The organism is Thiomonas sp. X19 (assembly GCF_900089495.1).
GTDB lineage: Bacteria > Pseudomonadota > Gammaproteobacteria > Burkholderiales > Burkholderiaceae_C > Thiomonas_A.
This window is the reverse complement of the sequence record NZ_LT605203.1, coordinates 2,069,009-2,092,697: the sequence shown is the minus strand read 5'-3', so window position 1 is coordinate 2,092,697 and position 23,689 is coordinate 2,069,009. Positions and strand designations below refer to the sequence as shown.

The window sequence follows — 23,689 nt, the reverse complement described above, 5'->3', positions numbered from 1 at the left end:
GCAGGAATGGAAACGCTAGGCAAGGCTGGATCAGGACTGCTGCGGCTCGACCGGCGACGTCTGCTGGGCAACGGCTTCTTCCGCGCCGAGCAGCGCCTTGATCGACAGACGGAAGCGGCCCTTGTCGTCGGTCTCGATGACCTTCACACGCACCTTCTGGCCTTCCTGCATATGGTCGGAAACCTTGTTGATGCGCTCGTTGGCGATTTGCGAAATGTGCAGCAGGCCATCCTTGCCCGGCAGCACGTTGACCAGTGCACCGAAGTCCAGCAGCTTGACCACCGTGCCATCGTAGATCTGACCGATCTCGACCTCGGCGGTGAGCTCGCCAATGCGGCGCATGGCGTCCTTGGCGCGATCGGCGTCGGTTGCGGCCACCGTGATGGTGCCGTCCTCGGCGATATTGATCTGCGTGCCGGTCTCTTCGGTCAAGGCGCGGATGATGGCACCGCCCTTGCCGATGACGTCGCGAATGCGCTCGGGGTTGATCTTCATGGTGTAGAGGCGCGGCGCGAACTGCGACACCTCGGTGCGCGCCCCGCCCACGGCTTGCTGCATCAGCCCCAGAATGTGCACGCGGCCTTCGCGCGCCTGCGCCAGCGCCACCTGCATGATCTCGCGGGTGATGCCCTGGATCTTGATGTCCATCTGCAGCGCCGTGATTCCCGTGGCGGAACCGGCGACCTTGAAGTCCATATCGCCCAGATGGTCCTCATCGCCGAGGATATCGGTCAGCACGGCAAAACGGTTGCCGTCCTTGATCAGGCCCATGGCGATGCCGGCAACATGCGCCTTCAGCGGCACACCGGCGTCCAGCAGGCTCAAGCAACCGCCGCAAACCGAAGCCATGGACGATGAACCGTTGGACTCGGTGACTTCCGACACCAGGCGCGTGGTGTAAGCGAAATCCTCCTTCTTCGGCAGCACGGCCAGCAGCGCGCGCTTGGCCAGGCGGCCATGGCCGATTTCGCGGCGCTTGGGCGAACCCATGCGGCCGGTTTCGCCGGTGGCGAACGGCGGCATGTTGTAGTGCAGCAGGAAACGGTCGCGATACTCCCCGCCCAGGGCGTCGATGATTTGCGAATCCTGATCGGTGCCAAGCGTGGTCACCACCAGCGCCTGGGTTTCGCCGCGCGTAAACAAGGCGCTGCCATGGGTGCGCGGCAGCACGCCGGTGCGGATCTCGATGGGGCGCACGGTACGGGTATCGCGACCATCGATGCGCGGATCCCCGCTCAGAATCTGGCCGCGCACGATGCGCGCTTCCATGTCGAACAGGATGGACTCGACCTTGGTGCTGTCGACCGCCGCGCCGTCTTGGCTCAGGGCTGCGTGCACTTGGGCGTAGACCTGGCGCAGCGCATCGGTACGCGCCTGCTTCTGGGTGATTTTGTAAGCGGTGCGGAAACCTTCGCCGGCAACCATCTCGATGCGGCTGATGAGGGCCTCGTCGCGCGCTTCCGGCTTCCAGTCCCAGGCCGGCTTGCCGCCTTCGCGCACCAGCTCATGGATGGCGTCGATCGCCGCCTGCATCTGCTTGTGGCCATACATCACGGCCTCGAGCATGACGTCTTCGGACAACTGGTCGGCTTCGGATTCCACCATCAGCACGGCCGACTCGGTACCGGCGACCACCAAGTCCAGCCGGGAATCGGCCAACTGGGCCTTGCTCGGGTTCAGCAGGTACTCGCCGTTGACATAACCCACGCGGGCCGCGCCCACCGGGCCGTCGAACGGAATGCCCGAGATCGACAGCGCTGCACTGGCGGCGATCATGGCTGGAATGTCGGCATCGACCTCCGGGTTCAGCGACATCACATGGATGACGACCTGCACCTCGTTGTAGAACCCTTCCGGAAACAGCGGGCGGATCGGTCGGTCGATCAGGCGCGAGGTCAGGGTCTCGCCCTCACTCAGGCGGCCTTCACGCTTGAAAAAGCCGCCAGGAATCTTGCCTGCGGCATAGGTCTTCTCGATGTAATCGACGGTGAGCGGGAAGAAATCCTGACCCGGCTTGGCCTGCTTGGCCGCCACCACCGTGGCGAGCACCACGGTATCGTCCATATTCAGCAACACGGCCCCGGAGGCTTGGCGTGCGATTTCGCCGGTCTCCATCGTGACGGTGTGTTGGCCCCATTGGAAAGTCTTGGTGATTTTGTTGAACATCGTGAACTCCGGTTCATGGGCGCGGGACAACCCCGGCGCCCCCAATCAGTTGCCAGGCCACGGACCGCGGCCCAACTCGGCGGGAAGCACAATGCCATTCCAGCGCAACTCTGGAAACTGGAAAGTCGCATTGGAATGACACAGCAGCACTTCCCTCATCAACGGATCGCATGCACTCCGCGACCCGCACAACAAAACAAAGCGCCTGCGTCGAAGCTTCAACACAGGCGCCTTGATCGTTCCACAACCTCTTACTTGCGCAGGCTCAGCTTGCTGATCAGCGACTTGTAACGCTCGGCATCCTTGGACTTGAGATAGTCCAGCAGCTTGCGCCGACGGCTCACCATGCGCAGCAAACCGCGGCGACCGTGATGGTCTTTGGCATGGATTTTGAAATGCCCGGTCAGTTCGTTGATACGGGCGGTCAGCAGTGCAACCTGGACTTCGGGGGACCCGGTATCCTGGGCTGCGCGCGCATTGTCGGCAACGATTTGTGCCGTATTGCTCTTGTCGAGACTCATCTTGAAAGTTTCCTGGAGAGAACTGGCGAACGCAGAAGAAACCGTTCCGCGCCGTGAAAAAACGAAGAGTTTACCTGATCGCATGGCTTGAGCGCCGCATGCCGGCCGCGCCGGGCGCCCAAACATGGGAGACTCGGGTCGAGGCTGGATCCAGCCAAATTGGCTGCGGCGCCATGAAAAATCGAACGTGGCAGCGTAGATCCGTCCGTTTCCGTGAATAACTTCACACGCAGTGGGCATTTCACGCGCTGCCTGCCAAGACATCGCCCGCGGCCGTGCAATTGCAGTTACATTGCGCCGATTTGTATTGCATCGAGTGCCCGGCATGCGCCTTCAACTGCTATCCGACCTCCACCTGGAAACCGAAACCTTCGCCCCGCAGCCGGCCCCCGGTGCGGACATTCTGGTGCTGGCTGGCGACATTGACGCTGGGCACGAGGGGCTGGATCTTTTTGCCCGTTGGCCTGTGCCCGTGGTGTTCATCGCCGGCAATCACGAATTCGATCACAAAGATTTCGACGCCACCCTGCAGTCCTTGCGCACCCGCTGCGAGCGCCTGGGCATCACCATGCTGGAGCGTGAAAGCGTCATCCTGCAGTTCGGTGAGCAGCGCGTGCGCTTTCTGGGAACAACGCTCTGGAACGACTTTGACCTGTTCGGCGCGTCGGAGCGTGCCCGCTGCATGCGCGCCGCGCGCTATTTCATCGAGGAAGTGCAGCACTCCACCCGCCACGGCCTGCCGATGGATGCCGAATCCTTGCGCCAGGAAGGCCTGCGCAACAAGGCGTGGCTGAGCGATCAACTCCAAGCCGCGCCCAGCGCCCCGGGGCAATACGACAAGACCGTGGTCATCACCCACTTTGCGCCCAGTTTGCGAAGCACCGACCAGCGTTACCCGGTGAATGGTGCGACGGCAAGTTTCTGCAATGCCTACGACGACCTGATCGAGCGCAGCCACCTCTGGATCCACGGCCACCTGCACTGTCGCCACGACTATGCCGTAGGCATGTCTCGCGTGGTTTGCAATTCACGCGGGCACGCCAGCAGCGGCGAAGACTACGACTTCCAACCCGAGGGTGTCTGGGAAGTTTGAGCCTGCGTGAACGTTGGGGCTGCGCGAAAGCCAATGCTGCTTTCGGCCATACGATGGCATGCGATCAAGCCATGTCCTGCGCTGTGACTTCAGCGAGTTCAGCCAGATCCCAACGCGGACGAATGTCGAAGGCGTAGCTGTGACTGGCTTTGGCAAGCCCCGCCTGCAAACGCCGGCAAGCGGCATAGGCAATCATCGGCCCGTTGTCCGTGCACCACTGCAGATCGGGATAGCAAACGCGCGCGCCGACTTGCCGGCATGCGGCATCGAGCTTCTCGCGCAACCGGCTGTTCGCCCCCACCCCGCCCGCCACGACCAGGGTTCCACGCCCGCTCTGACGCAAGGCCTGCATGGACTTCCTGCACAGCACGTCGGTGATGGCCTCCTGCGTGGATGCGGCCAAGTCGGCGCGGCTTTGCTCGCAGATATTCGTCCCCAGTTGGTTCACCCGGGTCAGAACTGCAGTCTTCAGGCCCGCAAACGAAAAATCGAGGTTCCCGCTGTGCAGCTTGGGCCTGGGCAAGGCGAACGCCTCGGGGTTGCCGAATGCGGCAAGCCGCGCCAGCGCAGGCCCACCCGGATACCCCAGGCCCAGCAGTTTCGCCGACTTGTCGAAAGCCTCGCCGGCGGCGTCATCCACCGTCTCGCCCAGCAGCCGGTAGCGGCCTAGATCGGCCACGTCCAGCAACATCGTGTGCCCCCCCGAGACCAGCAAGGCGACGAAAGGAAAAGTCAGCATCGGGTCGGAAAGCAGGGGCGACAGCAAATGACCTTCCAGGTGATGCACGCCGAGGAGCGGCTTGTCCGCGGCCATCGCCAGTGCCGTCGCCAGGCCCGCCCCGACCAGCAAGGCACCGGCCAAGCCGGGGCCGCGCGTGTAGGCGATCGCGTCCATATCGCCCAGGGAACAACCCGCGTCGTGCAAGGTCTGCTGCACCAGGGGCAGTGTTCGCGCAATATGGTCGCGGGAAGCCAGCTCGGGCACCACGCCGCCGTAGGCCTGGTGCATGACCACTTGTGAATGCAAGGCATGCGCCAGCAGGCCATCCCGACTGTCGTACACGGCAATGCCGGTTTCATCGCACGAAGTCTCCAGGCCGAGAACGCGGATGGGCTCGGCGGCGAGTTTGGTCACGGCTTCGGGTACTGGTGGATGCATTGATTCACCCATGTGAATGGCATGGGCCAAGGTGGTGTGGTGTTGCGGGCACATTTTCGGCCGATTTTCAACCCTAAGCGCTGGGCGCTGCCCGCATCCAGGAGACTTGCGTCCAACAATCAGACAGAGCCGTTATACTTTACAGGTTTATTTCGTCCAATCCAGCCGAGCTTAGCTCGGGCTTTGCTGAAAGGTAGTTGTTTGCAATGACCACGATTCGCATCAAAGAAAATGAACCCTTCGATGTTGCACTGCGCCGATTCAAGCGCACGATTGAAAAACTCGGCCTGCTGACGGATCTGCGGGCTCGCCAGTTCTACGAGAAGCCGACCGCCGAGCGCAAGCGCAAGAAGGCTGCTGCCGTGAAGCGCCACTACAAGCGCATTCGCAGCCACATGCTGCCCAAACGTCTGTACTGAACCCTGGGCCGCCTTACTGGCAGCCAGGCCTGCCGGGCTCAGGCATAGGTTCTGGGTTTCGGTTTTTCCGGTGGTTGATGGATTCCGAATTCTGCCCGCCAGACCTCAAGTCTGCGGGCTTTTTGCCATGATGAACCTTAAAACACGCATTCAAGACGACATGAAGGCCGCCATGCGCGCCAAGGAAGCCGATCGCCTCGGCACCATTCGCCTGCTGCTGGCTGCGGTCAAGCAAAAAGAAGTGGACGAGCGTGTGGAACTCGACGATGCCGCTGTTGTTGCCATCCTCGACAAGATGATCAAGCAACGCCGCGATTCCATCAGCCAGTTCGAGGCCGGTGGCCGCGAAGACCTGGCGGCGAAGGAGCGCCTGGAAATCACCGTCCTCCAACCCTACTTGCCGGCGCGCCTGAGCGGCGACGCACTCGATCAGGAAATCCGTGCCGTGATGACTGAGGTCGGCGCCAGTGCGCCGCAAGACCTGGGCAAGGTGATGGGGCCGCTCAAGGCGCGCCTGGCGGGCCGTGCCGACATGGCCGTCGCCTCCGCCCGCGTCAAAGCCTTGCTGAACCCGGCCTGAGTTTGCGCGACGAACCCGCCGCGCTCCGACGAGCGCGGCGCCTGCCACTTCTCAAGGAAACGAAGGGTCGCTCCCGAATTGTCTTGTCCCCTCGGGGGGAGTCTGCTTGCGGACTGCTGGGGGCGCTCAGACGCGTTCGATCCGGGCGTAAGCCGAGTGGTTGTGGATGGATTCGAAATTCTCGGCCTCCACCACATAGCTGCCGATGCGTGCGTCGCTCTGCACGCGGGCGGCCACATCGCGCACCAGGTCTTCGACGAATTTCGGGTTTTCGTAGGCATGCTCGGTGACGAATTTCTCGTCGGGCCGCTTCAGCAGACCCCAGATTTCACAAGACGCCTCTTCCTCTGCCATGCGGATGAGCTGTTCGAAGGCGACCGGCGCCTTGAGTTGGGCCGTGATGGTGATGTGCGAGCGCTGGTTGTGCGCGCCGTAATCGGATATTTCCTTGGAGCAAGGGCATAGCGCCTTGACCGGCACCTGCACTCGCGCCGTGACCTGCGTGTGCTCCCCCCGCACCTGCACGATCCACGCGGCCTCGTAGTCCATCAAGCTTTGCACGCCGCTGACGGGAGCCGTCTTGCGCACGAACAAGGGGAAGCGGAATTCGAGCCGACCCGCATCGGCCTGGAGATGCAGCCGCATGGTCTGGGTCAGTGCGATGAGCCCGGCATAGTCCAGCGGTGCATCGATGGCTTCGAGGATTTCAACGAAGCGCGACATATGCGTGCCCTTCTTCTCGGCGGACAGTGCAACATCGGCGTCGACCATGGCCACGGTGGACTGGTTGCTGCCATCGGCCATGCACACGTTCAAGGGATAGCGCAGGCTCTTGATGCCGACGCGCTGGATCGGAATACGGCGGGTATCGGTCGCGCTTTGAATGTCTGGGATGGCTTCGAATGGTTTGTTCATGGTCGGGACTGGTCTTTTGGGGTCAGGCCTGGACGTGAGATTTGTTGACTTATTCATTCGGGATTATCGTGGCTTCGGCATATCCTTTGCCTGAGCAGGAATCACGGCTGGACATGCCTGCCACACGGCATTCGATGCTGATCGGCCAGCAAACACAGGCCGCGACGGCACCGTGTCAATCGTTGGCTGCGCGTCGCCGCGGCTCCGGCTCCTCGCCACCAGCCTGCGGAAAGCGCGCGCGGATGCTGCGCAACAAGCCGGTTGCGTCCAGGCCGCAGGCGGCCATGATCTGCGCCGGGTCGCCATGCTCCAGCCACGCGTCCGGCAAGCCGAGGTTGAGCACGGGGATCTGCAGCCCCAAGCCCTGCAAGGCTTCCAGACAAGCGGCGCCGGCCCCACCCTGCACCACGCCCTCCTCCACCGTCACCAGGGCATCGTGACCCAATGCCATGCGGCGCAGCATGTCCACGTCCAGCGGCTTGACGAAGCGCATATTGATGACGCTCGCATCCAACGCCTCCGCCGCCTGCAAGGCCGCATGCAACACCGGGCCAAACGTCAGAATGGCGATGCGATGGCCTGCTCTGGCCTGCGATTCGCGCCGCAGCTGGGCACGCCCCAGAGGCAGGGCATTGAGCGTGGAACGGTCGACATGCGCCCCAGTCCCGGCTCCGCGCGGGTAGCGCACGGCAGCGGGTCCGTCCAGGGCGAAACCGGTGGACAACATTTGCCGGCACTCCAACTCATCGGCGGGCGCCATCACGGTGAACCCGGGCAGGCAGCGCAGGGCGGGAATGTCGAAAGCGCCGGTATGCGTCGCACCATCGGCGCCGACCACGCCGGCACGGTCGATGGCGAACAGCACGGGCAGATGCTGAATCGCCACGTCGTGAATGACCTGGTCGTAAGCCCGCTGCAGGAAAGTGGAATAGATGGCGACCACGGGCTTCAAACCTTCACACGCCAGGCCGGCGGCGAAGGTCACGGCGTGCTGCTCGGCGATACCCACGTCGTGGTAGCGCTCGGGGAACTGCTTGGTGAATTCCACCAGGCCCGAGCCCTCGCACATGGCCGGGGTGATGGCCACGAGGCGCTCGTCACGCCTTGCCATATCGCACAGCCACTGGCCGAAGACTTGAGCGTAGGTCGGCTTGGGTGCAACAGCCGGCGGCTTGATGCCTTCGGCGGGGTTGAAGCGGCCAGGGCCGTGGTAGGTGATCGGGTCGGCCTCGGCCAGCTTGTAGCCGTAGCCTTTTTTCGTGACCACGTGCAGCAGTCGCGGCCCGGTGCGTTCGCGCAGATTTTCCAGCGTCGGAATCAGGGCGTGCAGGTCGTGGCCGTCGATCGGGCCGACATAGTCGAAACCGAATTCCTCGAACAAAGTGCCAGGCGCGACCAGGCCCTTGGCATGCTCTTCCAGCCGCCGTGCGAGTTCGAACAAAGGTGGCGGCGCGACCTTCAACACCTGCTTGGCGGCGTCGCGCGCATTGGCGTAGAAGCGGCCGGACAGCAGACGTGCCAGATAGCGATTGAGCGCACCGACGGGGGCGGATATCGACATGTCGTTGTCGTTGAGCACGACCAAGAGGTCGGCCTCGGGATGCACGCCGGCGTTGTTCAGCGCCTCGAAGGCCATGCCGCCGGTCATGGCGCCGTCGCCGATCACGGCCACCACCTTGCGTCGCTCGCCTTTGTGCTGTGCGGCCAGGGCCATGCCCAGCGCGGCCGAAATGGACGTGGAGGAATGCGCGGTGCCGAAACTGTCGTACGGAGATTCCTCGCGGCGCGGAAAACCGGACAAGCCGTTGAGTTGGCGCAATGTGCCCATCTGCTCGCGCCGCCCGGTGAGAATCTTGTGGGCGTAGGTCTGGTGGCCCACGTCCCACACCAGGCGGTCGTGCGGGGTGTCGAAAACGTAGTGCAAGGCCACGGTGAGTTCGACCGTGCCGAGGTTGGACGAGAGATGCCCGCCGGTGCGCGACACCGTGTCCAGGATGAACTGGCGCAGTTGCTGCGCCAGTTGCGGCAATTGCTCGGGTTGGAGCCGGCGCAGGTCGTGCGGATCTTGAATGCGTTCGAGCAAGTCCATGCTCAATGGCTCCGGATGACGATGCGCCGCGCCAGTTCGGCCAGCGGCTCGGCGCGCAGCCGACGTGCGGGCGGCAAGGCGTCGAGCGCCTGCAGCGCCTGGCCCAGCAGTTGCCGCGCCAGATCTTGCGCCGCTTGCAGCCCGAGCAAGGTGACGAAGGTGGCCTTGTGCTGCGCCGCATCCTTGCCAGCAGTCTTGCCCAACGTGGCGGAGTCGGCGCTGGCGTCGAGCACATCGTCCACCACCTGGAAGGCCAGGCCAATGGCGTCGGCATAGTGGCCGAGCATTGCCGCCGCACGGCTGTGCTCGTCGATCTGCAAATGGCCGGGCTCGACGCAGGCCAGGCCCATCAGCAGGCTGGCCTTGAGCAAGGCTCCGGTCTTGCGGCGGTGCATATCGCTCAGGGCCTCCACATCCAGATGCCGGCCCGTTGCCGCGAGGTCGAGCGCCTGCCCGCCCGCCATGCCACTGACGCCTGCGGCGGTGGCAAGCAGGGCGCACAGCCTGGCCTGGACGCTGCTGGGAATCTGCGGGTTGGAGGTCAACACTTCGAATGCCCGCGCCTGCAGGGCGTCACCGGCCAGCAGAGCCGCGGCTTCGCCGAACTTTATATGCGCCGTGGGTCGCCCGCGCCGCAACACATCGTTGTCCATGCAGGGCAGATCGTCATGCACCAGGGAATAGGCATGCACCAGTTCCACGGCGCAAGCGGCTGCGTCCATGGCTTGGGTGTCGGCATCGAAACATTCGCCAGCAGCCCAGACCAGCAAGGGCCTGATGCGCTTGCCGCCCAAGGCGGCGGCGTAGTGCATCGCCTCGGCCAGAGCCGGGCTGGCGGCAGCTTGCAGTGGAAGATGGGCATCGATCAGGGCCTGGATCCGGCGCATGCGCAAGTCGGCCCAGGCCTGAAACGCGCTGTCAGAGCTCATGACCTCGCGTGGCATGGCCGAGCGCGCGACCGCGCCCTGCCCTCGCATGAGCGCGTCCGCAGCCTGCATGGTGGATGATCCGAGCATGCCATCAATTCCCGGCCGAGCGGTCGCTCGCATAAGGCTTGAGTTCGGCGCCGTCCAGAATCTGGATCTGCTGCTCGACCGATTCCAGTTTCTCGCGGCAGTAACGCAGCAGGGTCGATCCGCGCTGATAGGACTTGAGCATGTCGTCCAGGCTCATCTGTCCGGATTCAAGCTGTTGCACGAGCCGCTCCAGTTCCACCACGGCCTGCTCATAGCTTTCAGGCGGACTGTCGGCTTGGGTTGATTTGCGCGGGCTGGCATTCATGCGTGTGGGAGCTTCCCCGCAGGCCTGGCTCCGGGCCTGGCGGCTCGGCAAAAGGCCGCGGGTCGTGATGAGGTTTCAGGGGTATCCATTTTATGGGTAGCGGCGAAACACATGGCCCACAGGCTCCTCAACCCCCTCTGCGGGTCCGGTCTAGAATCGCCCGGCTGTTATTTGTTTGACTTTTCAGGAGATGACAAGCCCATCATGTCGGATTTGAGTGCGCATCTGGCCCCGAGCAAAACCCAACTGCCGGTCACGGCATATTTTGACGTCGAGCTGTATGCGAAGGAGAAACAACTCATCTTCGATGCCGGACCACGCTATCTCGGGCACGAACTGGCGTTGCCCAACGCGGGCGACTATTTCGCCCTGCCCCAGGAAGGTGATGGCCGCGCCTTGGTGCGCAATGCCCAGGGCGATGTGGACTTGCTCTCCAACGTCTGCCGCCACCGCCAGGCCGTGATGCTCAAGGGCCGCGGCCAGACAGGGCGCAACATCGTCTGTCCGCTGCACCGCTGGACCTACAAGCTTGACGGCGAGTTGATCGGCGCGCCGCACTTCGATCAGGATCCTTGCCTGCATCTGCAACGCTACGCGCGACCGCAGCGCTGGAACGGCCTGCTGTTCGAGCGCAACGGCTTCGACGTCTCCCGCGCACTCCAGGGGCTGGACAAGCCGCAGGCCTTCGATTTCAGCGGCTATGTGCTCGACCACATCGAACACCATGTGTGCGACTACAACTGGAAGACCTTCATCGAGGTGTATCTGGAGGACTACCACGTCGGCCCCTTCCACCCCGGCCTCGGCCAGTTCGTGACTTGCGACAACCTGGCCTGGCAGTTCGGCACCGAGTTCAGCGTGCAGACGGTTGGCATCAACAACGCGCTGCGCAAGGCTGGCAGCGCGGCGTATGCCAAGTGGCACGAGGCGGTGCTGAATTTCCGCGAAGGCGTGCCGCCCGAGCATGGCGCCATCTGGCTCACGCTCTACCCCAACATCATGGTGGAGTGGTATCCCCATGTGCTGGTGGTGTCGGCGCTGTATCCGCTGGGGCCGCAGAAAACCATGAATGTGGTGGAGTTCTACTACCCCGAGGAAATTGCCGCATTCGAGCGTGATTTCATCGAGGCCGAACGTGCCGCCTACATGGAAACCTGCGTCGAAGACGACGAAATCGCCCTGCGCATGGATGCCGGGCGCCGCGCGCTGATGGAACGCGGCGACGACCAGGCCGGCCCTTACCAGTCGCCGATGGAAGACGGCATGCGCCATTTCCACGAGTGGTACCGGAGCAAGCTGGGTCTGCCATTGGGCCTGAACAAGCCATGAGGATGCTTGATGCTTCAGGCTGCGTTCGCGGGGCATAATCCAAGACCCCGACGCAGCCTGAGCGCATCATGACCGCATCTCGCGAGACGAATCACCAAGCCGCCCGCTACACCACGCTGATCTCCGCCGCGCAACTGCAGCAGGCCTTGGCCGGCGTTTTCGTGGCCGATTGCAGCCACGAACTCTCCGATCCTGGCGCCGGCGAACGCGACTACGCCAGCGGCCATATCCCCGGCGCCATCCACGTCCACCTCGACCGCGATCTGGCCTCGCTGCCAAACGGCAGCAACGGCCGCCACCCCCTGCCGGACCGCGCCGCGCTGGCCGATCTGCTGGCCCGACATGGCCTGCGCAGCGGCCAGCAAGTGGTGGCTTACGACCGCGCCCAAGGCCCTTATGCGGCGCGGCTGTGGTGGCTGTTGCGCTGGCTGGGCCACGACCAGGTGGCGGTGCTGGATGGCGGCTGGCAGTCCTGGGGGGCAGCGGGAGGAGCGGTGCAGACCACAAGCCCCGCGCCGCTGCCGCGCGGCGATTTCAGCCTCCGCCCGAGTTTGGCCCAGTTTGTGCAGGTCGATGACCTCGTCGCCAATCTGCGGCATCGCCAGCGCCTGCTGGTCGACGCGCGCTCGCTGCAGCGCTATGGCGGAGATGGCGAGACTCTGGACCCGAAGGCCGGCCATATTCCCGGCGCCGTTTGCCGTTTTTTCCGCGACAACCTGGGTGACGATGGCCGCTTCAAACCGGCGCAGGATCTGCGCACCGAATGGCTGGCGCTGCTGGGCAAACGCAAGCCGCATGAGATCGTGAATCAGTGCGGTTCGGGCGTCTCCGCCTGCCACAACATCCTGGCGCTGGAGCATGCCGGGCTCGGCGGCTCGGCCTTGTACCCGGGTTCGTGGAGTGAATGGTGCGCAGACCCGGATCGCCCCATGGTTCGCGGCACGGAACCGTAGGTATCGACCCCCTGCTTCGCGCGGCTGAATCAATCAGCCCAAGTCCCGCGCTGGCAAAGTTTGCACCAGATCAAATCGCCCGTTGGCTTGGGGGAGCAAGATATCGTCATATTTCGATCTTTAACCTAGCGAGGAGAACGCGATGTACACGATGATTCTGGTTCCCACCGACGGCTCCGAAACAGGCGCCAAGGCCATCGCTCCGGCCGTGCAACTGGCCAAACTGTGCGGTGCGTCGATCGTCGGCGTGACGGTGACCGATCCCTACCCCTACTCCGGCCTGGCCGAATCGGTGCCCATCACGGCCGACGCCTATCGTGCCAGCGTCAACAAGGCGGCCGAAGCCGCGCTCCAACCCCTGGGAGATGCCTGCAAGGCCGCCGGCCTGACATGTGACTGCGTCGTGGCCGAAGATGTCCACCCCTGGAAGGCCATCCTCGATACGGCCAAGGAAAAACATTGCGACCTGGTGGTGATGGCTTCCCACGGCAGACGCGGCATGCAGTCCCTGCTGCTGGGCAGCGAAACACAGAAGATCCTGACGCACTCGCAGCTGCATGTTCTCGTGGTGCGCTGAGCCGAGCCTTCAAGGCCTTGTGCATCGACCCGACTCAACCAACCTCAGGGAGGTCACCATGTTCAAACACATCCTCATCACCACCGACGGTTCCGAGCTTTCCGAGCGCGCCATTCCTTTGGCCGTCGAGCAGGCCAAGCTGAACGGGGCGCGCATCACGGCGGTGTCCGTGGTCGATCTCTACCCCTATATCGGCGCGATCGAGGTCATGCCCACCGGCATCGAAGGCTGGCAGGAAGCCATTCGCGCCCAGGCCGATGCCGCGGTGCAAAAAGTGGCGGACGCCGCCAAGGCCGCCGGCATCCCCTGCAACACCGCGGTGCAGGAAGACACCCAGGCCTGGCGCGGGCTGCTGGCCGTGGCCGAACGCGAACACTGCGATCTGGTGGTGATGTCGTCTCACGGCCGCGGCGGTCTGACATCCGCGCTGCTGGGCAGCCAGACCGCGCGCGTGCTGTCGCACAGCAAGGTGCCGGTCCTGGTGGTGCGCTGACCTCGGCCCCTTGCCAAGGGACGATCAGCCTTCGCTCGGCGCCGGGCCGAGCAGGCCCGGCAAGCTGGCGCAGGCCCCGTCCTGCGGCGGGAATTGCGCCTCCAGCGCCACGACCTCGTTCTTTTCCAACCAGGCCAGCGCCCGCTTCCAACCGTCTTTCGCCGCCTCGGCGTTGTAGCTCGGGCGGTAGTCGGCATGAAAGCCGTGGCCAGCGTCGGGGTAGACCACGATCTCCGAAGCCTTCGCCGCTCTGTCGCCCTCGGCCAGGGTCTTGCGCATCTCGGCGATGGACTCCTGCGAAATGCCCGGATCCTTGCCGCCGTACAGCCCCAGAACCGGCGCCTTCAGGCTCTTCGCGATGTCGATGGGGTTGCGCGGCGTGAGCGGCCCGGTGCTGCCCACCAGCCGCCCATACCATGCCACCCCGGCCTGCACCGGCGCATGCGCGCAGTAGAGCCAGACGATGCGCCCGCCCCAGCAAAAACCGGTGATGCCCACATGCCCGGCCTTGCCGCCGTTGGCTGCGGCCCAGGCGCGGCAGGCGTCGAGGTCTTGCAGCACCTGGGCGTCGGGCACCTTGGCGATGATGTTGCTCATCACGTCGGCAATCGTGCCGTAGGCCATGGGGTCGCCCTGGCGCACGAACAGATCGGGCGCCAGGGCCAGATAACCCTGGTGCGCAAAGCGCCGCGCGACGTCGGCGATGTATTCGTGCACGCCGAAAATCTCGGACACCACCAACACCACCGGCAGCTCGGTCTTGCCTTTGGGCTGAGCACGGTAGACCGGAATCTTCTGCACGCCGGACTCGATCATCACATCCCCCACCAGCAGGCCGTCACTGTCGGTGTGAATCGCCGTCTGCGCCATCACAGGTCCTGCGGCAGCAGCGAAGCCCACCCCCAGCGCGGTGCGCACGAAGTCGCGTCGCGACACGCCGTCATCGCTGCGACCGTTGGAGCCTGCGTGCAGCAGGCTGTTCCAGTCGGTTTGCAAATCTGCATTCCACATGCTCGTCTCCCGGGTTGAAGTCTTCCCAGTGTCGGCAAATGTTGCGGGATGTGTCAAGGCTGGGGATATAAGCGTATCAATGCGCCAGCTCCCAATTCGCGCCCATGCCCAGTTCGGCCACCAGAGGCACGGACAACTGGGCCACGCTGGCCATCAAGCGCGGAACGTGCTCGCGCACCCAAGGCGCTTCGTCCTGCGGCACTTCGAGCACCAGCTCGTCGTGCACCTGCATCACCACGCGGCTGCGCCGGCCCTGCTGCGTCAGCGCCCGATCGACCGCGATCATCGCCATCTTGATGAGATCGGCGGCCGTGCCCTGCATCGGCGCATTGATCGCCGCGCGCTCCGCACCAGCGCGGCGCGGGCCGTTGGGCGAGTTGATCTCGGCCAGCCACAGCCGCCTGCCGAACACGGTTTCCACATAGCCCTGGGCCTTGGCCTGGGCGCGGGTGCGCTCCATGTATTGGGCCACGCCGGGGTAGCGGGCGAAATAGCGATCGATGTAGAGCTGCGCCGCGCTGCGCTCGAGGCCGAGATTGCGCGCCAGGCCGAAGGCGCTCATGCCATAGATCAAACCGAAATTGATGACCTTGGCCATGCGCCGCTGCTCGTTGCTGACCTCGATGGGGGTGACACCGAAGATTTCCGCCGCGGTGGCGCGGTGAATGTCCTCCCCCTGCGCGAATGCCTCGAGCAGGCCCGCATCCTGCGACAGATGCGCCATGATGCGCAGTTCGATTTGCGAATAGTCGCTGGAGGCGATGAGCCAGCCTTCGGGCGCGATGAAAGCCTCGCGGATGCGCCGTCCTTGCGCGGTGCGTACCGGAATGTTCTGCAGGTTTGGATCGTTCGACGCCAGCCGCCCGGTCACGGCCACGGCCTGGGCATAGTTCGTATGCACCCTGCCCGTGGCCGGGTTGATCATCAGCGGCAGCTTTTCGGTGTAGGTGCTCTTGAGCTTGGCCAGGCTGCGGTGCTCGAGAATGACCTTGGGCAGCGGATAGTCTTCGGCCAGTTTCTCCAGCACTTCCTCGTCGGTCGAGGGCGCGCCGCCAGCGGTTTTTTTCTGCACCGGTAGACGCAGGCGGTCGAACAGGATTTCACCAATCTGCTTGGGGCTGCCCAGATTGAACGGCCCGCCCGCCAGTTCATAGGCCTGGGCTTCGAGCCGTTGAATCTCCCGCCCGAGTTCGGTGCTCTGCGCCCGCAGCGCTTCACCGTCCACCAGCACGCCGGTGCGCTCCACCCGCTGCAGCACCTCGCTCACCTGCATTTCGAGGGCGTAAATGCGTCTGAGCCCGGCGTCGGCTTCGATGCGCGGCCACAGCAGTTGGTGCACCTGCAGGCAGAGGTCGGAGTCCTCGCCGCTGTAGCGCGTGGCAATGTCCAGATCGACCTGATCGAAGGTGATGGCCTTGGCGCCCTTGCCGCACACCTGCTCATAGCTCAAGGTGTCGTCGCGGCCCAGGTGGCGGGCCACCAGGCTGTCGAGGCTGTGTGGCTTGTGCGCCTCCAGCACATAACTTTGCAGCAAGGTGTCGTGGGCATAGCCACGCACGGCGATGCCGGCATTGGCCAGCACATGCCGGTCGTACTTGCTGTTTTGGCCAAGCTTGGGTTTGTCAACGTTTTCCAGCCAGGGCTTGAGCCGCGCCAGCGCCTCGGCCAGCGGCAGTTGCGGCGGAGCATCCGCGTAGCGATGCGCGAGCGCAATGTAAGCGGCTTCGCCGGGCCGTACGCACAGCGAAATGCCCACCAGGCGCGCGCGCATCGGGTCGAGCGAATCGGTCTCGGTGTCGATGGCCGTGAGCGCGGCGGCGTCGATGCGCGCCAGCCAGTCGTCGAACTGGGCCCATGTCAGCACGCCGGTGTAATGGCCGGGCAGGCGCGGTGACGTTGAAGCTGCGGGGCCAGCAGCGACGTCGGCCGACGCTGGCGCCGAGGCTTCATCCGACAGCAGCGAAGCCTGCGCGGACGGCCGCGCGGCTTGCAACCCGTGGGTGAACTTTTTCAGGCCGTAGCGCGTGAAAAAAGGCAGCAGCCCGGCGGCGTTTTCCGGCGCGAGCTGCAGGTCGGCCTCAATGTCGCGGGCGTAGCCGTCCAGATCGCAATCGGTGGCGATGGTCACCAGCTTGCGCGCCGTGGGCAGCCAGTCCAGGGCGTCGCGCAGGCTCTGGCCGACGGCACCGGGAATCGCGTCGGCGTTGGCAATGACGCCGTCGAGCGAGCCGTATTGGGTCAGCCATTTCACCGCCGTTTTCGGCCCGACCTTGCTCACGCCCGGGACGTTGTCGACCGCGTCGCCCACCAGGGTGAGGTAATCGACGATGCGCTCGGGCGGCACACCAAACTTGGCCAGCACACCGGCAATGTCCTGCACCTCGTTGCTCATGGTGTTGACCAGGGTGATGTGGTCGTTCACCAGTTGCGCCAGGTCTTTGTCGCCGGTGGACACCAGGGTGCGCAGCCCCAGGGCGTGCGCGCGCACGGCAAGGGTGCCGATGACGTCGTCGGCCTCGACTCCCGGCACTTCCAGCAACGGCCAGCCCATCAGCCGAACCGCCTCGTGGATGACGCCGATCTGCTGCGCCAACTCGGGCGGCATGGGTGCGCGCTGCGCCTTGTAGTTGGCGTACATGGCATCGCGGAAGGTGGGGCCTTTGGCGTCGAACACGCAAGCCGCAAAACGGTAGCCTTTGGCCGGCGGGTACTGCTCGCGCAGGCGCCGCAGCATGGCCACCATGCCGTAGAGCGCGCCGGTGGGTTCGCCCTGCGGGCTACGCAAATCGGGCATGGCGTGGAAGGCGCGGTAGAGGTAGCTGGAGCCATCCACCAGCAGCAGGGTCGTGGCATTGTCGGGTCGGGTCGTCATGGGCGGGATTATCGGCTGCGGCCGCACCAGACAACGCCACCCACGACAGGCCCGGGCCTGCCATGCTGCTGCGCCGGCGGCGAGACGTGCCGGCCGTTAAAATCAGCGGCATGAAACTCCCCCGCATGACCGTACAGATCGCCGCTCAGCTCGCCACATGCTCAGCCTTGCTCGCAGTGCTTGGCTGGAGCGGCGCGCAAGCCTGGGCGCTGTCCCCCGCGCCGGCCAGTTCCTCGCCGCGCAGCGGTCTGTCGCCGGCGGCGCGTCTGGCCGACACCCAGCCCGCGCCCAAATTCCCGGAGCCGGTGGTGCGCAACCATGTGATGCAGGACCGCTCGGTGCGCATTCAGGAGCAACAGGTGCGCGGGGCCACCACCCAAATTCACGTGCAACCGCTGCACGGCGGTCCGGCCTACAACATCGTGCCGCCCGATGTGTCGTCCAGCACCGACCCGGCCAATATGCAAGGCCGCATGCAGTGGACCATCGGCACCTTCAAATGACCGTGGGCCGTCTCCACGGCCAGCGTCCGCAGCAAGCTCCTTTGCCCTCCCTGCCACCCGGCCCCGTCGTTGTGCAATGTGGCCGCGTTGGCAGCATGAATCACCCGCACTGATCTCCCCATGGCCGTCTTCACCCCGCTCGACGCCGCCGAAGTCCAGGCCTTCCTGAACGGTTTCGATCTCGGCTCGCTGACCGAGCTGCAAGGGATTGCCAGCGGCATCGAGAACACCAACTATTTCGTCACCACCACGCGCGGGCGCTTCGTGCTCACGCTGTTCGAGCGCCTGAACGCCGAGCAGCTTCCGTTTTATCTGCGACTCATGCATCACCTCGCAGCGCACGCCATTCCCGTGCCCGACCCGATGGCCGACCGCGACGGTCGCATCCTGCACCAGATCAAGGGCAAACCGGCAGCGCTGGTCACGCGCCTGCCGGGCCATAGCGAGCTGCAGCCCGGGACCACGCATTGCGCGCAAATCGGCACCTGCCTGGCCCGCATGCATCTGGCGGCGAGGGGCTTTGCGCTGCAGCAAGCCAATCTCCGCGGCCTGGCCTGGCAGCAGCAGACCATTCCGCTGGTGCTGCCGCACCTCGGCATGGAGCAGCGCACCTTGCTGCAAGACGAACTCGCCCACCAAACCGCATTGGCCGCCAGCCCCGCGTTCGCGCAGTTGCCGCGCAGCGCCGTGCATGCCGATCTGTTCCGCGACAACGCCTTGTTCGAAGACGGCCGGCTCTCGGGCGTATTCGACTGGTATTTCGCCGGCAGCGACACCTGGGTGTTCGATCTGGCCGTGGCTCTGAACGACTGGTGCATCGACCTGCCCAGCGGCGCGCTGGACGCGGCGCGCAGCAAGGCCCTGCTCGATGCCTACCAACACGTGCGTCCCTTGCAGGCCACGGAATCGGCCTTGCTGCCAGACGCCTTGCGCGCCGCGGCGCTGCGCTTCTGGACCTCGCGCCTGGCCGACTTTCACTTGCCGCGCGACGCCCATCTGCTGAAAGCTCACGACCCCGCGCATTTCGAGCGCGTGCTGCGCCAGCGCGTCCGGGCCGTGAACCACGGGGCATCGCTGATTGCCTGAAGCATGACGGGAAGGATGCGGCATGCAGCGCCATCTGGACACAAGACATACCCCGGCCCCGGAACAACTGCGCCGCTTGTCCGATCTTCCCGGGCCGCGAGGGCTACCTTGGCTGGGTCAGGCGTTGCGGCTTCGCCCTGCCAGGCTGCATCTCCAGCTTGAAGCCTGGAGCCGGCAATACGGGCCTTGCTACCAGTTCCGCTTCGGCCAGCGCACGATTCTGGTCGTGGCCGACCATGCCACCATCCAGACGCTGTTGCGCGAACGGCCCGAGCGCTTTCGCCGGCCCCTGCTGGGTGGGCGCATCGCGCGTGAAATGGGCTTCGACGAAGGCCTTTTCTTCGCCAACGACGAGGTCTGGCAGCGCCAGCGCCGCATGGTCATGGCCGGTCTCGACCCCGGCCATGTCAAGGCCTATTTCCCCACCCTGCTGAACGTGACCTTGCGCCTGCGTTCACGCTGGCGGGCTGCTGCGCAGAACGGGGCCCGGATCGACTTGCAGGCCGACCTCATGCGCTTCACCGTGGATGCCAGCGCCGGCCTGGCCTTCGGTGTGGACGTCAACACCCTCGACTCCGACGACGACGTCATTCAGCAGCATCTGAACCGCATTTTCCCGAAGCTGCACAAGCGTGGTTTGGCGCTGCTGCCCTACTGGCGCTATGTCCGCCTGCCCTCGGACCGCGCGCTGGACCGCAGCGTCGCCGCCGTGCAGCAGGCGATTCTGGGTTTCATCGCCGGCGCCCGCCACCGCATGCAACTCGACCCCAGCCGGCGCGAGCAGCCGCGCAATCTGCTCGAAGCCATGATCTGCGCTGCGGACCGGGCGGACAGCGACGTCAACGATCACGACGTGGCTGGCAACGTCATCGTGCTGCTGCTGGCTGCAGAAGACACCACGGCCAACACCCTGGCGTGGATGATCGAACTGCTGCATCGCCACCCGGAGGCGCTGGAGCGTGCCCGCGCCGAAGTGCGCAGCCTGGCGCCCGACCCTGCAGGCTTCACCCCCGAGCAAATGGCCGCGCTGGACTACCTTGACGCCTGCGCCCAAGAGACCATGCGCCTCAAGCCCGTCGCCCCGCTGCTGCTGGTACAGGCCGTGAACGAAACCACCGTTGCCGGCGTCCGGGTGCCGGCGGATACCGTGGTGTTCGCCCTCATGCGCCACGACAGTCTGGATGCGCATGACTTCCCCGACCCCACCGCGTTCAAGCCCGAGCGCTGGCTCAACGGCGGCCAGACGGCCCCCTCCAGTGCCGCCTCGAAGCGCGTCAGCATGCCTTTCGGTGCCGGGCCGCGCATCTGTCCCGGGCGCTACCTGGCCTTGCTGGAGATGAAAATGGCCATGGCCATGTTGCTCAGCAGCTTCGGGATCGAAACCGTCGCCCCGGCCGGGGGCGGCGCCACGCGCGAACACCTGTCCTTCAGCATGGGGCCGGTTGGTTTGCGCATGCGTTTGCGCCCGTTGCACGGAGAGTTTCAACGGCTGTCCGCCAACGGCGCGTGACGGCCGCGTGGCCCCATCCGTTGTCAGGCACGCTTCTACAATCCCGATGCGTCCTGCCTCGCCTTGTCTCTGCGCACGCAGTCCTCGCGCAACTTCCCCGCTTCAGCTTCATTCCCACCTCCCACTTTAAGTTGTACTTCTGCCCGTCCAGGGCTCATCGCCATGCAACTGCGCACCGTCCCCGCCCGCGAGGGCCTGAGTTGGGTCAAGCTGGGTTTTGTCTGGCTGTTTCGCCAGCCATGGAGCGCCATGATGATGATGGGCAGCTACATCCTCGTCGTCGGGCTGTTTTCCATGCTGCCGGTGCTGGGCGGCCTGGTGCCATTGCTGGTGGTGCAAATCGCCACCGTGGGCTTCTTGCTGGCGTCACGAAAAATCGCGCGTGGCGAAGCTGTGTGGCCCACCGTGCTGCTGACCGGGCTGCGTGAAAGCCGCTCGCGGGTGCGCGCGCTGCTGGCTTTGGGCGTGCTCTATGCCGCCGCCGTGGTGGGCGTGCTCGCCGTGGCTTCGCTGATGGACGGCGGAGCGCTGCTGCGCCTGCTGCTGTTCGGCGCCATGCCGGCGCAGGCCCTGGTGAAAAGCGGCGTGCTGCGTGATGCCGCGCTGCTGGCCACACTCAGCTACATCCCGGTGTCCATGGCCTTTTGGTTCGCGCCGCCGCTGGTGAGCTGGCATGGCATGGGGCCTTGGCAAGCCCTGTTCACCAGCTTCGTCATTTGCCTGCGCAATGTGCGCGCCTTCATGCTCTACAGCATGCAGTGGTTCTTGTTGTTTGCCACCATTCCGCTGTTGGTGGTGACACTGGCCCAGGTGGTGGGGGCCAGCGCCGAAGTGGCCACTTTACTGAGCTTTCCCGTGGCCTTGATGCTGTTCCTGGCCTTCATCCTGTCGTTCTACGGCAGCGTGCAAAGCCTGCTGCCGGATTCGGAACCCAGTCCTGTGGCGTTGCGTGGCAGGCCGCCGCAAGCGCCGCACTGAGGTCGAGATATGCCGACACCGTATGATTCGGTTCGTCACATCTTGACATGCCGAACGACGAGGTCACCATGCGCCGACTGCTGCTTGCCGCCCTGCTGTTGCTCACCGCCGCCTTGAGCGGCTGCGGCTACAACGCACTGCAACGCCAGGATGAACAGGTCAAAGCCTCCTGGGCCGAAGTTCTCAACCAGTACCAGCGCCGCGCCGATCTGGTGCCGAACCTGGTGGCCACGGTGAAAGGCTACGCCAGCCATGAAAAAGACGTGCTGACGGAAGTGACTGCGGCGCGCGCCTCGGTGGGCTCCATCCAGGCCACGCCGGAATTGGTGAACGACCCCGCAGCCTTCGCCAAATTCCAGGCTGCCCAGCAGCGAATGACCAGCGCGCTGTCGCGTCTGCTCGTGGTGTCGGAGAACTATCCGCAGCTCAAGGCCGACGCCTCGTTCCGCGACCTGCAGGCCCAGCTCGAGGGCACGGAAAACCGCATCACCGTGGCGCGCATGCGCTACATCGAGGCGGTGCAGGCCTACAACAACACGGTGCGCCAGTTCCCCGGCAACCTCACCGCCATGGCGTTCGGCTACAAGACCAAGGCCAGCTTCACGGTGGACAACGAAAAAGCCATCGCCACGCCGCCCACGGTCGACTTTGGCTCCGCCCCCCCGAAGCCGAAGCCAGCGGCCTCGCCGTGAGCGCGCAAGCATGAACGCCATGGAGTCTGCCGCCATGCGCCATCGCGGCAGGCGAGTTGCTGCCGCTTTCAGCTTCAAGGGCTGGCTGCGTCGCAGGTCTGGTGGGTGTCATGGCTTGCTGCTCGGCCTGCTGCTGTCGGCAGGCGCGGCCCTGCTGCCCGCCTGGGCTCTGGTGGCCGTGCCACCGCTCACCGCGCCCGTCACCGACCTCACCGGCACCCTGAGCGCCGCCCAGGTGCAGGCGTTGGACCAGCAACTGCAGGCCTTCGCCACGCGCAAGGGCAGCCAGATCGCGGTGCTGATCGTGCCCACCACGCAGCCCGAGGCGATCGAGCAATATTCCATACGTGTCACCGACGCCTGGAAGCTTGGGCGCAAAGGCGTTGACGACGGCGTGCTGCTGCTCGTGGCCAAGGACGACCGCGCGGTGCGCATCGAGGTGGGTTACGGGCTGGAAGGCACCATCCCCGACGCCATCGCCAAGCGCATCGTGGCCGAGACCATCACGCCGGACTTCAAGGCGGGAAACTTCGATGCCGGCATCCAGGCCGGAGTGGGCCAGCTCATGCGCCTGATCGACGGCGAGCCCTTACCGCCGCCTCGACAGGCTGCTGCACACGACCAGGGGCCGCCACTGCAGATGGCCTTGTTCGTGGTGTTCGGCGCCGTGGTGCTGGGCCAGGCGCTGCGCGCCGTTCTCGGCCGCGTGCTCGGCGCCGGTGCTTCGGCCGTCGCCGCCGGCATCGGCGGCTGGCTGCTGATCGGCTCCGGATTGCTGGCTGGAGGGGCGGCGCTGCTGGCCTTTTTCGCCGTGTTGAGTGGCATGCGCTTTGGCGGGCCGGGTGGTTTCGGCGGGGGTGGCCTCGGCGGCGGCAATGGTGGTGGCGGATTCTCCGGCGGCGGCGGCGGCTTCGGCGGCGGCGGCGCCTCGGGGCGGTGGTAAACATGAAGAGCAAACACTGGCTGCGCCATGCCTTCTACCCCACGGCGCGGGTTCACATGGTGTTTCCGCGATCCGCCATGAAGGCCATTGCCCAGGCGATTCATGCCGCCGAAAGCCGGCATGACGGCGAGATCCGGGTGGCCCTGGAAGGTGCCCTTGACTGGCCAGAACTCTGGCGCGGCATCACGCCGCGAGCGCGTGCCATCGAGCTGTTTGCACGGCTTCACGTCTGGGACACCGCCGACAACAACGGCGTGCTGATTTACCTGCTGCTGGCCGAGCGCGCCGTGGAAATCGTTGCCGATCGCGGCATCGCATCCCGGGTTGAGCCCGCGCAGTGGCAGGCCCTGTGCCGCAGCATGGAGCAAGGCTTGCGCGAAGGCCGGCATCTCGACGCGGTGCTTGCCGGTGTGGCCGGCGTCAGCGCCTTGCTGGCCGAGCATTCCACGGCGCCAACCCAGCGTCGCAACGAACTCAGCGACTGGCCGGTGGTCGTCAAGCGTTGACGCCCCTTCGTGC

23 protein-coding genes are annotated in these 23,689 nt (G+C 65.1%); 14 read left to right on the top strand and 9 right to left on the bottom strand.

What is annotated here, in order from left to right:
* Positions 1-30 precede the first annotated feature (30 nt).
* Complete coding sequence (gene pnp, locus THIX_RS09905; protein WP_112486115.1) at positions 31-2,166, bottom strand: polyribonucleotide nucleotidyltransferase; 2,136 nt, start codon at positions 2,164-2,166, stop codon at positions 31-33.
* A 251-nt stretch (positions 2,167-2,417) separates the two neighbouring features.
* Positions 2,418-2,687, bottom strand: a complete 270-nt coding sequence (gene rpsO / locus THIX_RS09900; RefSeq protein ID WP_112486114.1) for a 30S ribosomal protein S15 — start codon at positions 2,685-2,687, stop codon at positions 2,418-2,420.
* Positions 2,688-3,012: 325 nt separating this feature from the next.
* On the opposite strand from rpsO, the gene THIX_RS09895 reads away from it, so the two are divergent.
* Positions 3,013-3,780, top strand: a complete 768-nt coding sequence (locus THIX_RS09895; RefSeq protein ID WP_112486113.1) for a metallophosphoesterase — start codon at positions 3,013-3,015, stop codon at positions 3,778-3,780.
* 64 nt (positions 3,781-3,844) lie between these two features.
* Here THIX_RS09895 and tsaD read toward each other — a convergent pair whose 3' ends face one another.
* Entirely contained in the window at positions 3,845-4,891 is a 1,047-nt protein-coding gene (gene tsaD, locus THIX_RS09890) for a tRNA (adenosine(37)-N6)-threonylcarbamoyltransferase complex transferase subunit TsaD (RefSeq protein ID WP_112488290.1), read from the bottom strand.
* Between the two features lie 254 nt (positions 4,892-5,145).
* On the opposite strand from tsaD, the gene rpsU reads away from it, so the two are divergent.
* Positions 5,146-5,358 (top strand): 30S ribosomal protein S21, encoded by a 213-nt coding sequence (rpsU, locus tag THIX_RS09885; protein ID WP_018913976.1) that lies wholly within the window; start codon positions 5,146-5,148, stop codon positions 5,356-5,358.
* Between the two features lie 130 nt (positions 5,359-5,488).
* On the top strand, positions 5,489-5,938 hold the full coding sequence (locus THIX_RS09880; RefSeq protein ID WP_112486112.1) for a GatB/YqeY domain-containing protein: 450 nt from the start codon (positions 5,489-5,491) through the stop codon (positions 5,936-5,938).
* Positions 5,939-6,064: 126 nt separating this feature from the next.
* Here THIX_RS09880 and folE2 read toward each other — a convergent pair whose 3' ends face one another.
* The 4 genes from folE2 to THIX_RS09860 all read right to left on the bottom strand — a co-directional run bounded on the left by folE2 (position 6,065) and on the right by THIX_RS09860 (position 10,223).
* Positions 6,065-6,853: a GTP cyclohydrolase FolE2 gene (gene folE2 / locus THIX_RS09875; protein WP_112486111.1), complete on the bottom strand. Its 789-nt coding sequence runs from the start codon at positions 6,851-6,853 to the stop codon at positions 6,065-6,067.
* 175 nt (positions 6,854-7,028) lie between these two features.
* The gene (dxs, locus tag THIX_RS09870) at positions 7,029-8,948 is read right to left on the bottom strand and encodes a 1-deoxy-D-xylulose-5-phosphate synthase (protein ID WP_199195265.1); all 1,920 of its coding nucleotides are present in this window, start codon (positions 8,946-8,948) and stop codon (positions 7,029-7,031) included.
* Positions 8,945-9,886: a farnesyl diphosphate synthase gene (locus tag THIX_RS09865; RefSeq protein WP_112488289.1), complete on the bottom strand. Its 942-nt coding sequence runs from the start codon at positions 9,884-9,886 to the stop codon at positions 8,945-8,947. Before THIX_RS09865 ends, dxs begins: the two co-directional genes overlap by 4 nt.
* Positions 9,887-9,962: 76 nt before the next feature.
* Complete coding sequence (locus THIX_RS09860; protein ID WP_112486109.1) at positions 9,963-10,223, bottom strand: exodeoxyribonuclease VII small subunit; 261 nt, start codon at positions 10,221-10,223, stop codon at positions 9,963-9,965.
* Positions 10,224-10,427: 204 nt separating this feature from the next.
* Here THIX_RS09860 and THIX_RS09855 point away from each other — a divergent pair, with 204 nt between their 5' ends.
* The 4 genes from THIX_RS09855 to THIX_RS09840 all read left to right on the top strand — a co-directional run bounded on the left by THIX_RS09855 (position 10,428) and on the right by THIX_RS09840 (position 13,575).
* Positions 10,428-11,552: an aromatic ring-hydroxylating dioxygenase subunit alpha gene (locus THIX_RS09855; RefSeq protein ID WP_112486108.1), complete on the top strand. Its 1,125-nt coding sequence runs from the start codon at positions 10,428-10,430 to the stop codon at positions 11,550-11,552.
* A gap of 68 nt (positions 11,553-11,620) precedes the next feature.
* Positions 11,621-12,505, top strand: a complete 885-nt coding sequence (locus THIX_RS09850; RefSeq protein WP_112486107.1) for a sulfurtransferase — start codon at positions 11,621-11,623, stop codon at positions 12,503-12,505.
* Positions 12,506-12,647: 142 nt separating this feature from the next.
* Entirely contained in the window at positions 12,648-13,082 is a 435-nt protein-coding gene (locus tag THIX_RS09845) for a universal stress protein (protein WP_112486106.1), read from the top strand.
* A gap of 58 nt (positions 13,083-13,140) precedes the next feature.
* Positions 13,141-13,575 (top strand): universal stress protein, encoded by a 435-nt coding sequence (locus THIX_RS09840; protein WP_112486105.1) that lies wholly within the window; start codon positions 13,141-13,143, stop codon positions 13,573-13,575.
* A gap of 24 nt (positions 13,576-13,599) precedes the next feature.
* On the opposite strand, the gene THIX_RS09835 is transcribed toward THIX_RS09840, so the two are convergent.
* Positions 13,600-14,586, bottom strand: coding sequence for a dienelactone hydrolase family protein (locus tag THIX_RS09835; RefSeq protein ID WP_112486104.1), 987 nt, complete (start codon positions 14,584-14,586; stop codon positions 13,600-13,602).
* A 76-nt stretch (positions 14,587-14,662) separates the two neighbouring features.
* A complete protein-coding gene (gene polA, locus THIX_RS09830; protein ID WP_112486103.1) occupies positions 14,663-17,458 on the bottom strand; it encodes a DNA polymerase I in 2,796 nt (931 codons plus the stop codon).
* A 110-nt stretch (positions 17,459-17,568) separates the two neighbouring features.
* Here polA and THIX_RS23775 point away from each other — a divergent pair, with 110 nt between their 5' ends.
* From THIX_RS23775 to THIX_RS09795, 7 genes are all read left to right on the top strand, one after another.
* The gene (locus THIX_RS23775; RefSeq protein ID WP_199195264.1) at positions 17,569-17,961 is read left to right on the top strand and encodes a hypothetical protein; all 393 of its coding nucleotides are present in this window, start codon (positions 17,569-17,571) and stop codon (positions 17,959-17,961) included.
* Positions 17,962-18,081: 120 nt separating this feature from the next.
* Entirely contained in the window at positions 18,082-19,047 is a 966-nt protein-coding gene (locus THIX_RS09820) for a homoserine kinase (protein ID WP_112486102.1), read from the top strand.
* 22 nt (positions 19,048-19,069) lie between these two features.
* Entirely contained in the window at positions 19,070-20,557 is a 1,488-nt protein-coding gene (locus tag THIX_RS09815; RefSeq protein ID WP_112486101.1) for a cytochrome P450, read from the top strand.
* A gap of 162 nt (positions 20,558-20,719) precedes the next feature.
* A complete protein-coding gene (locus tag THIX_RS09810; protein WP_112486100.1) occupies positions 20,720-21,535 on the top strand; it encodes a BPSS1780 family membrane protein in 816 nt (271 codons plus the stop codon).
* A gap of 47 nt (positions 21,536-21,582) precedes the next feature.
* Positions 21,583-22,227, top strand: a complete 645-nt coding sequence (locus THIX_RS09805) for a LemA family protein (protein WP_112486099.1) — start codon at positions 21,583-21,585, stop codon at positions 22,225-22,227.
* 10 nt (positions 22,228-22,237) lie between these two features.
* The gene (locus THIX_RS24520; protein WP_252997371.1) at positions 22,238-23,170 is read left to right on the top strand and encodes a YgcG family protein; all 933 of its coding nucleotides are present in this window, start codon (positions 22,238-22,240) and stop codon (positions 23,168-23,170) included.
* A gap of 2 nt (positions 23,171-23,172) precedes the next feature.
* Positions 23,173-23,676: a TPM domain-containing protein gene (locus THIX_RS09795; protein WP_112486098.1), complete on the top strand. Its 504-nt coding sequence runs from the start codon at positions 23,173-23,175 to the stop codon at positions 23,674-23,676.
* Positions 23,677-23,689 lie beyond the last annotated feature (13 nt).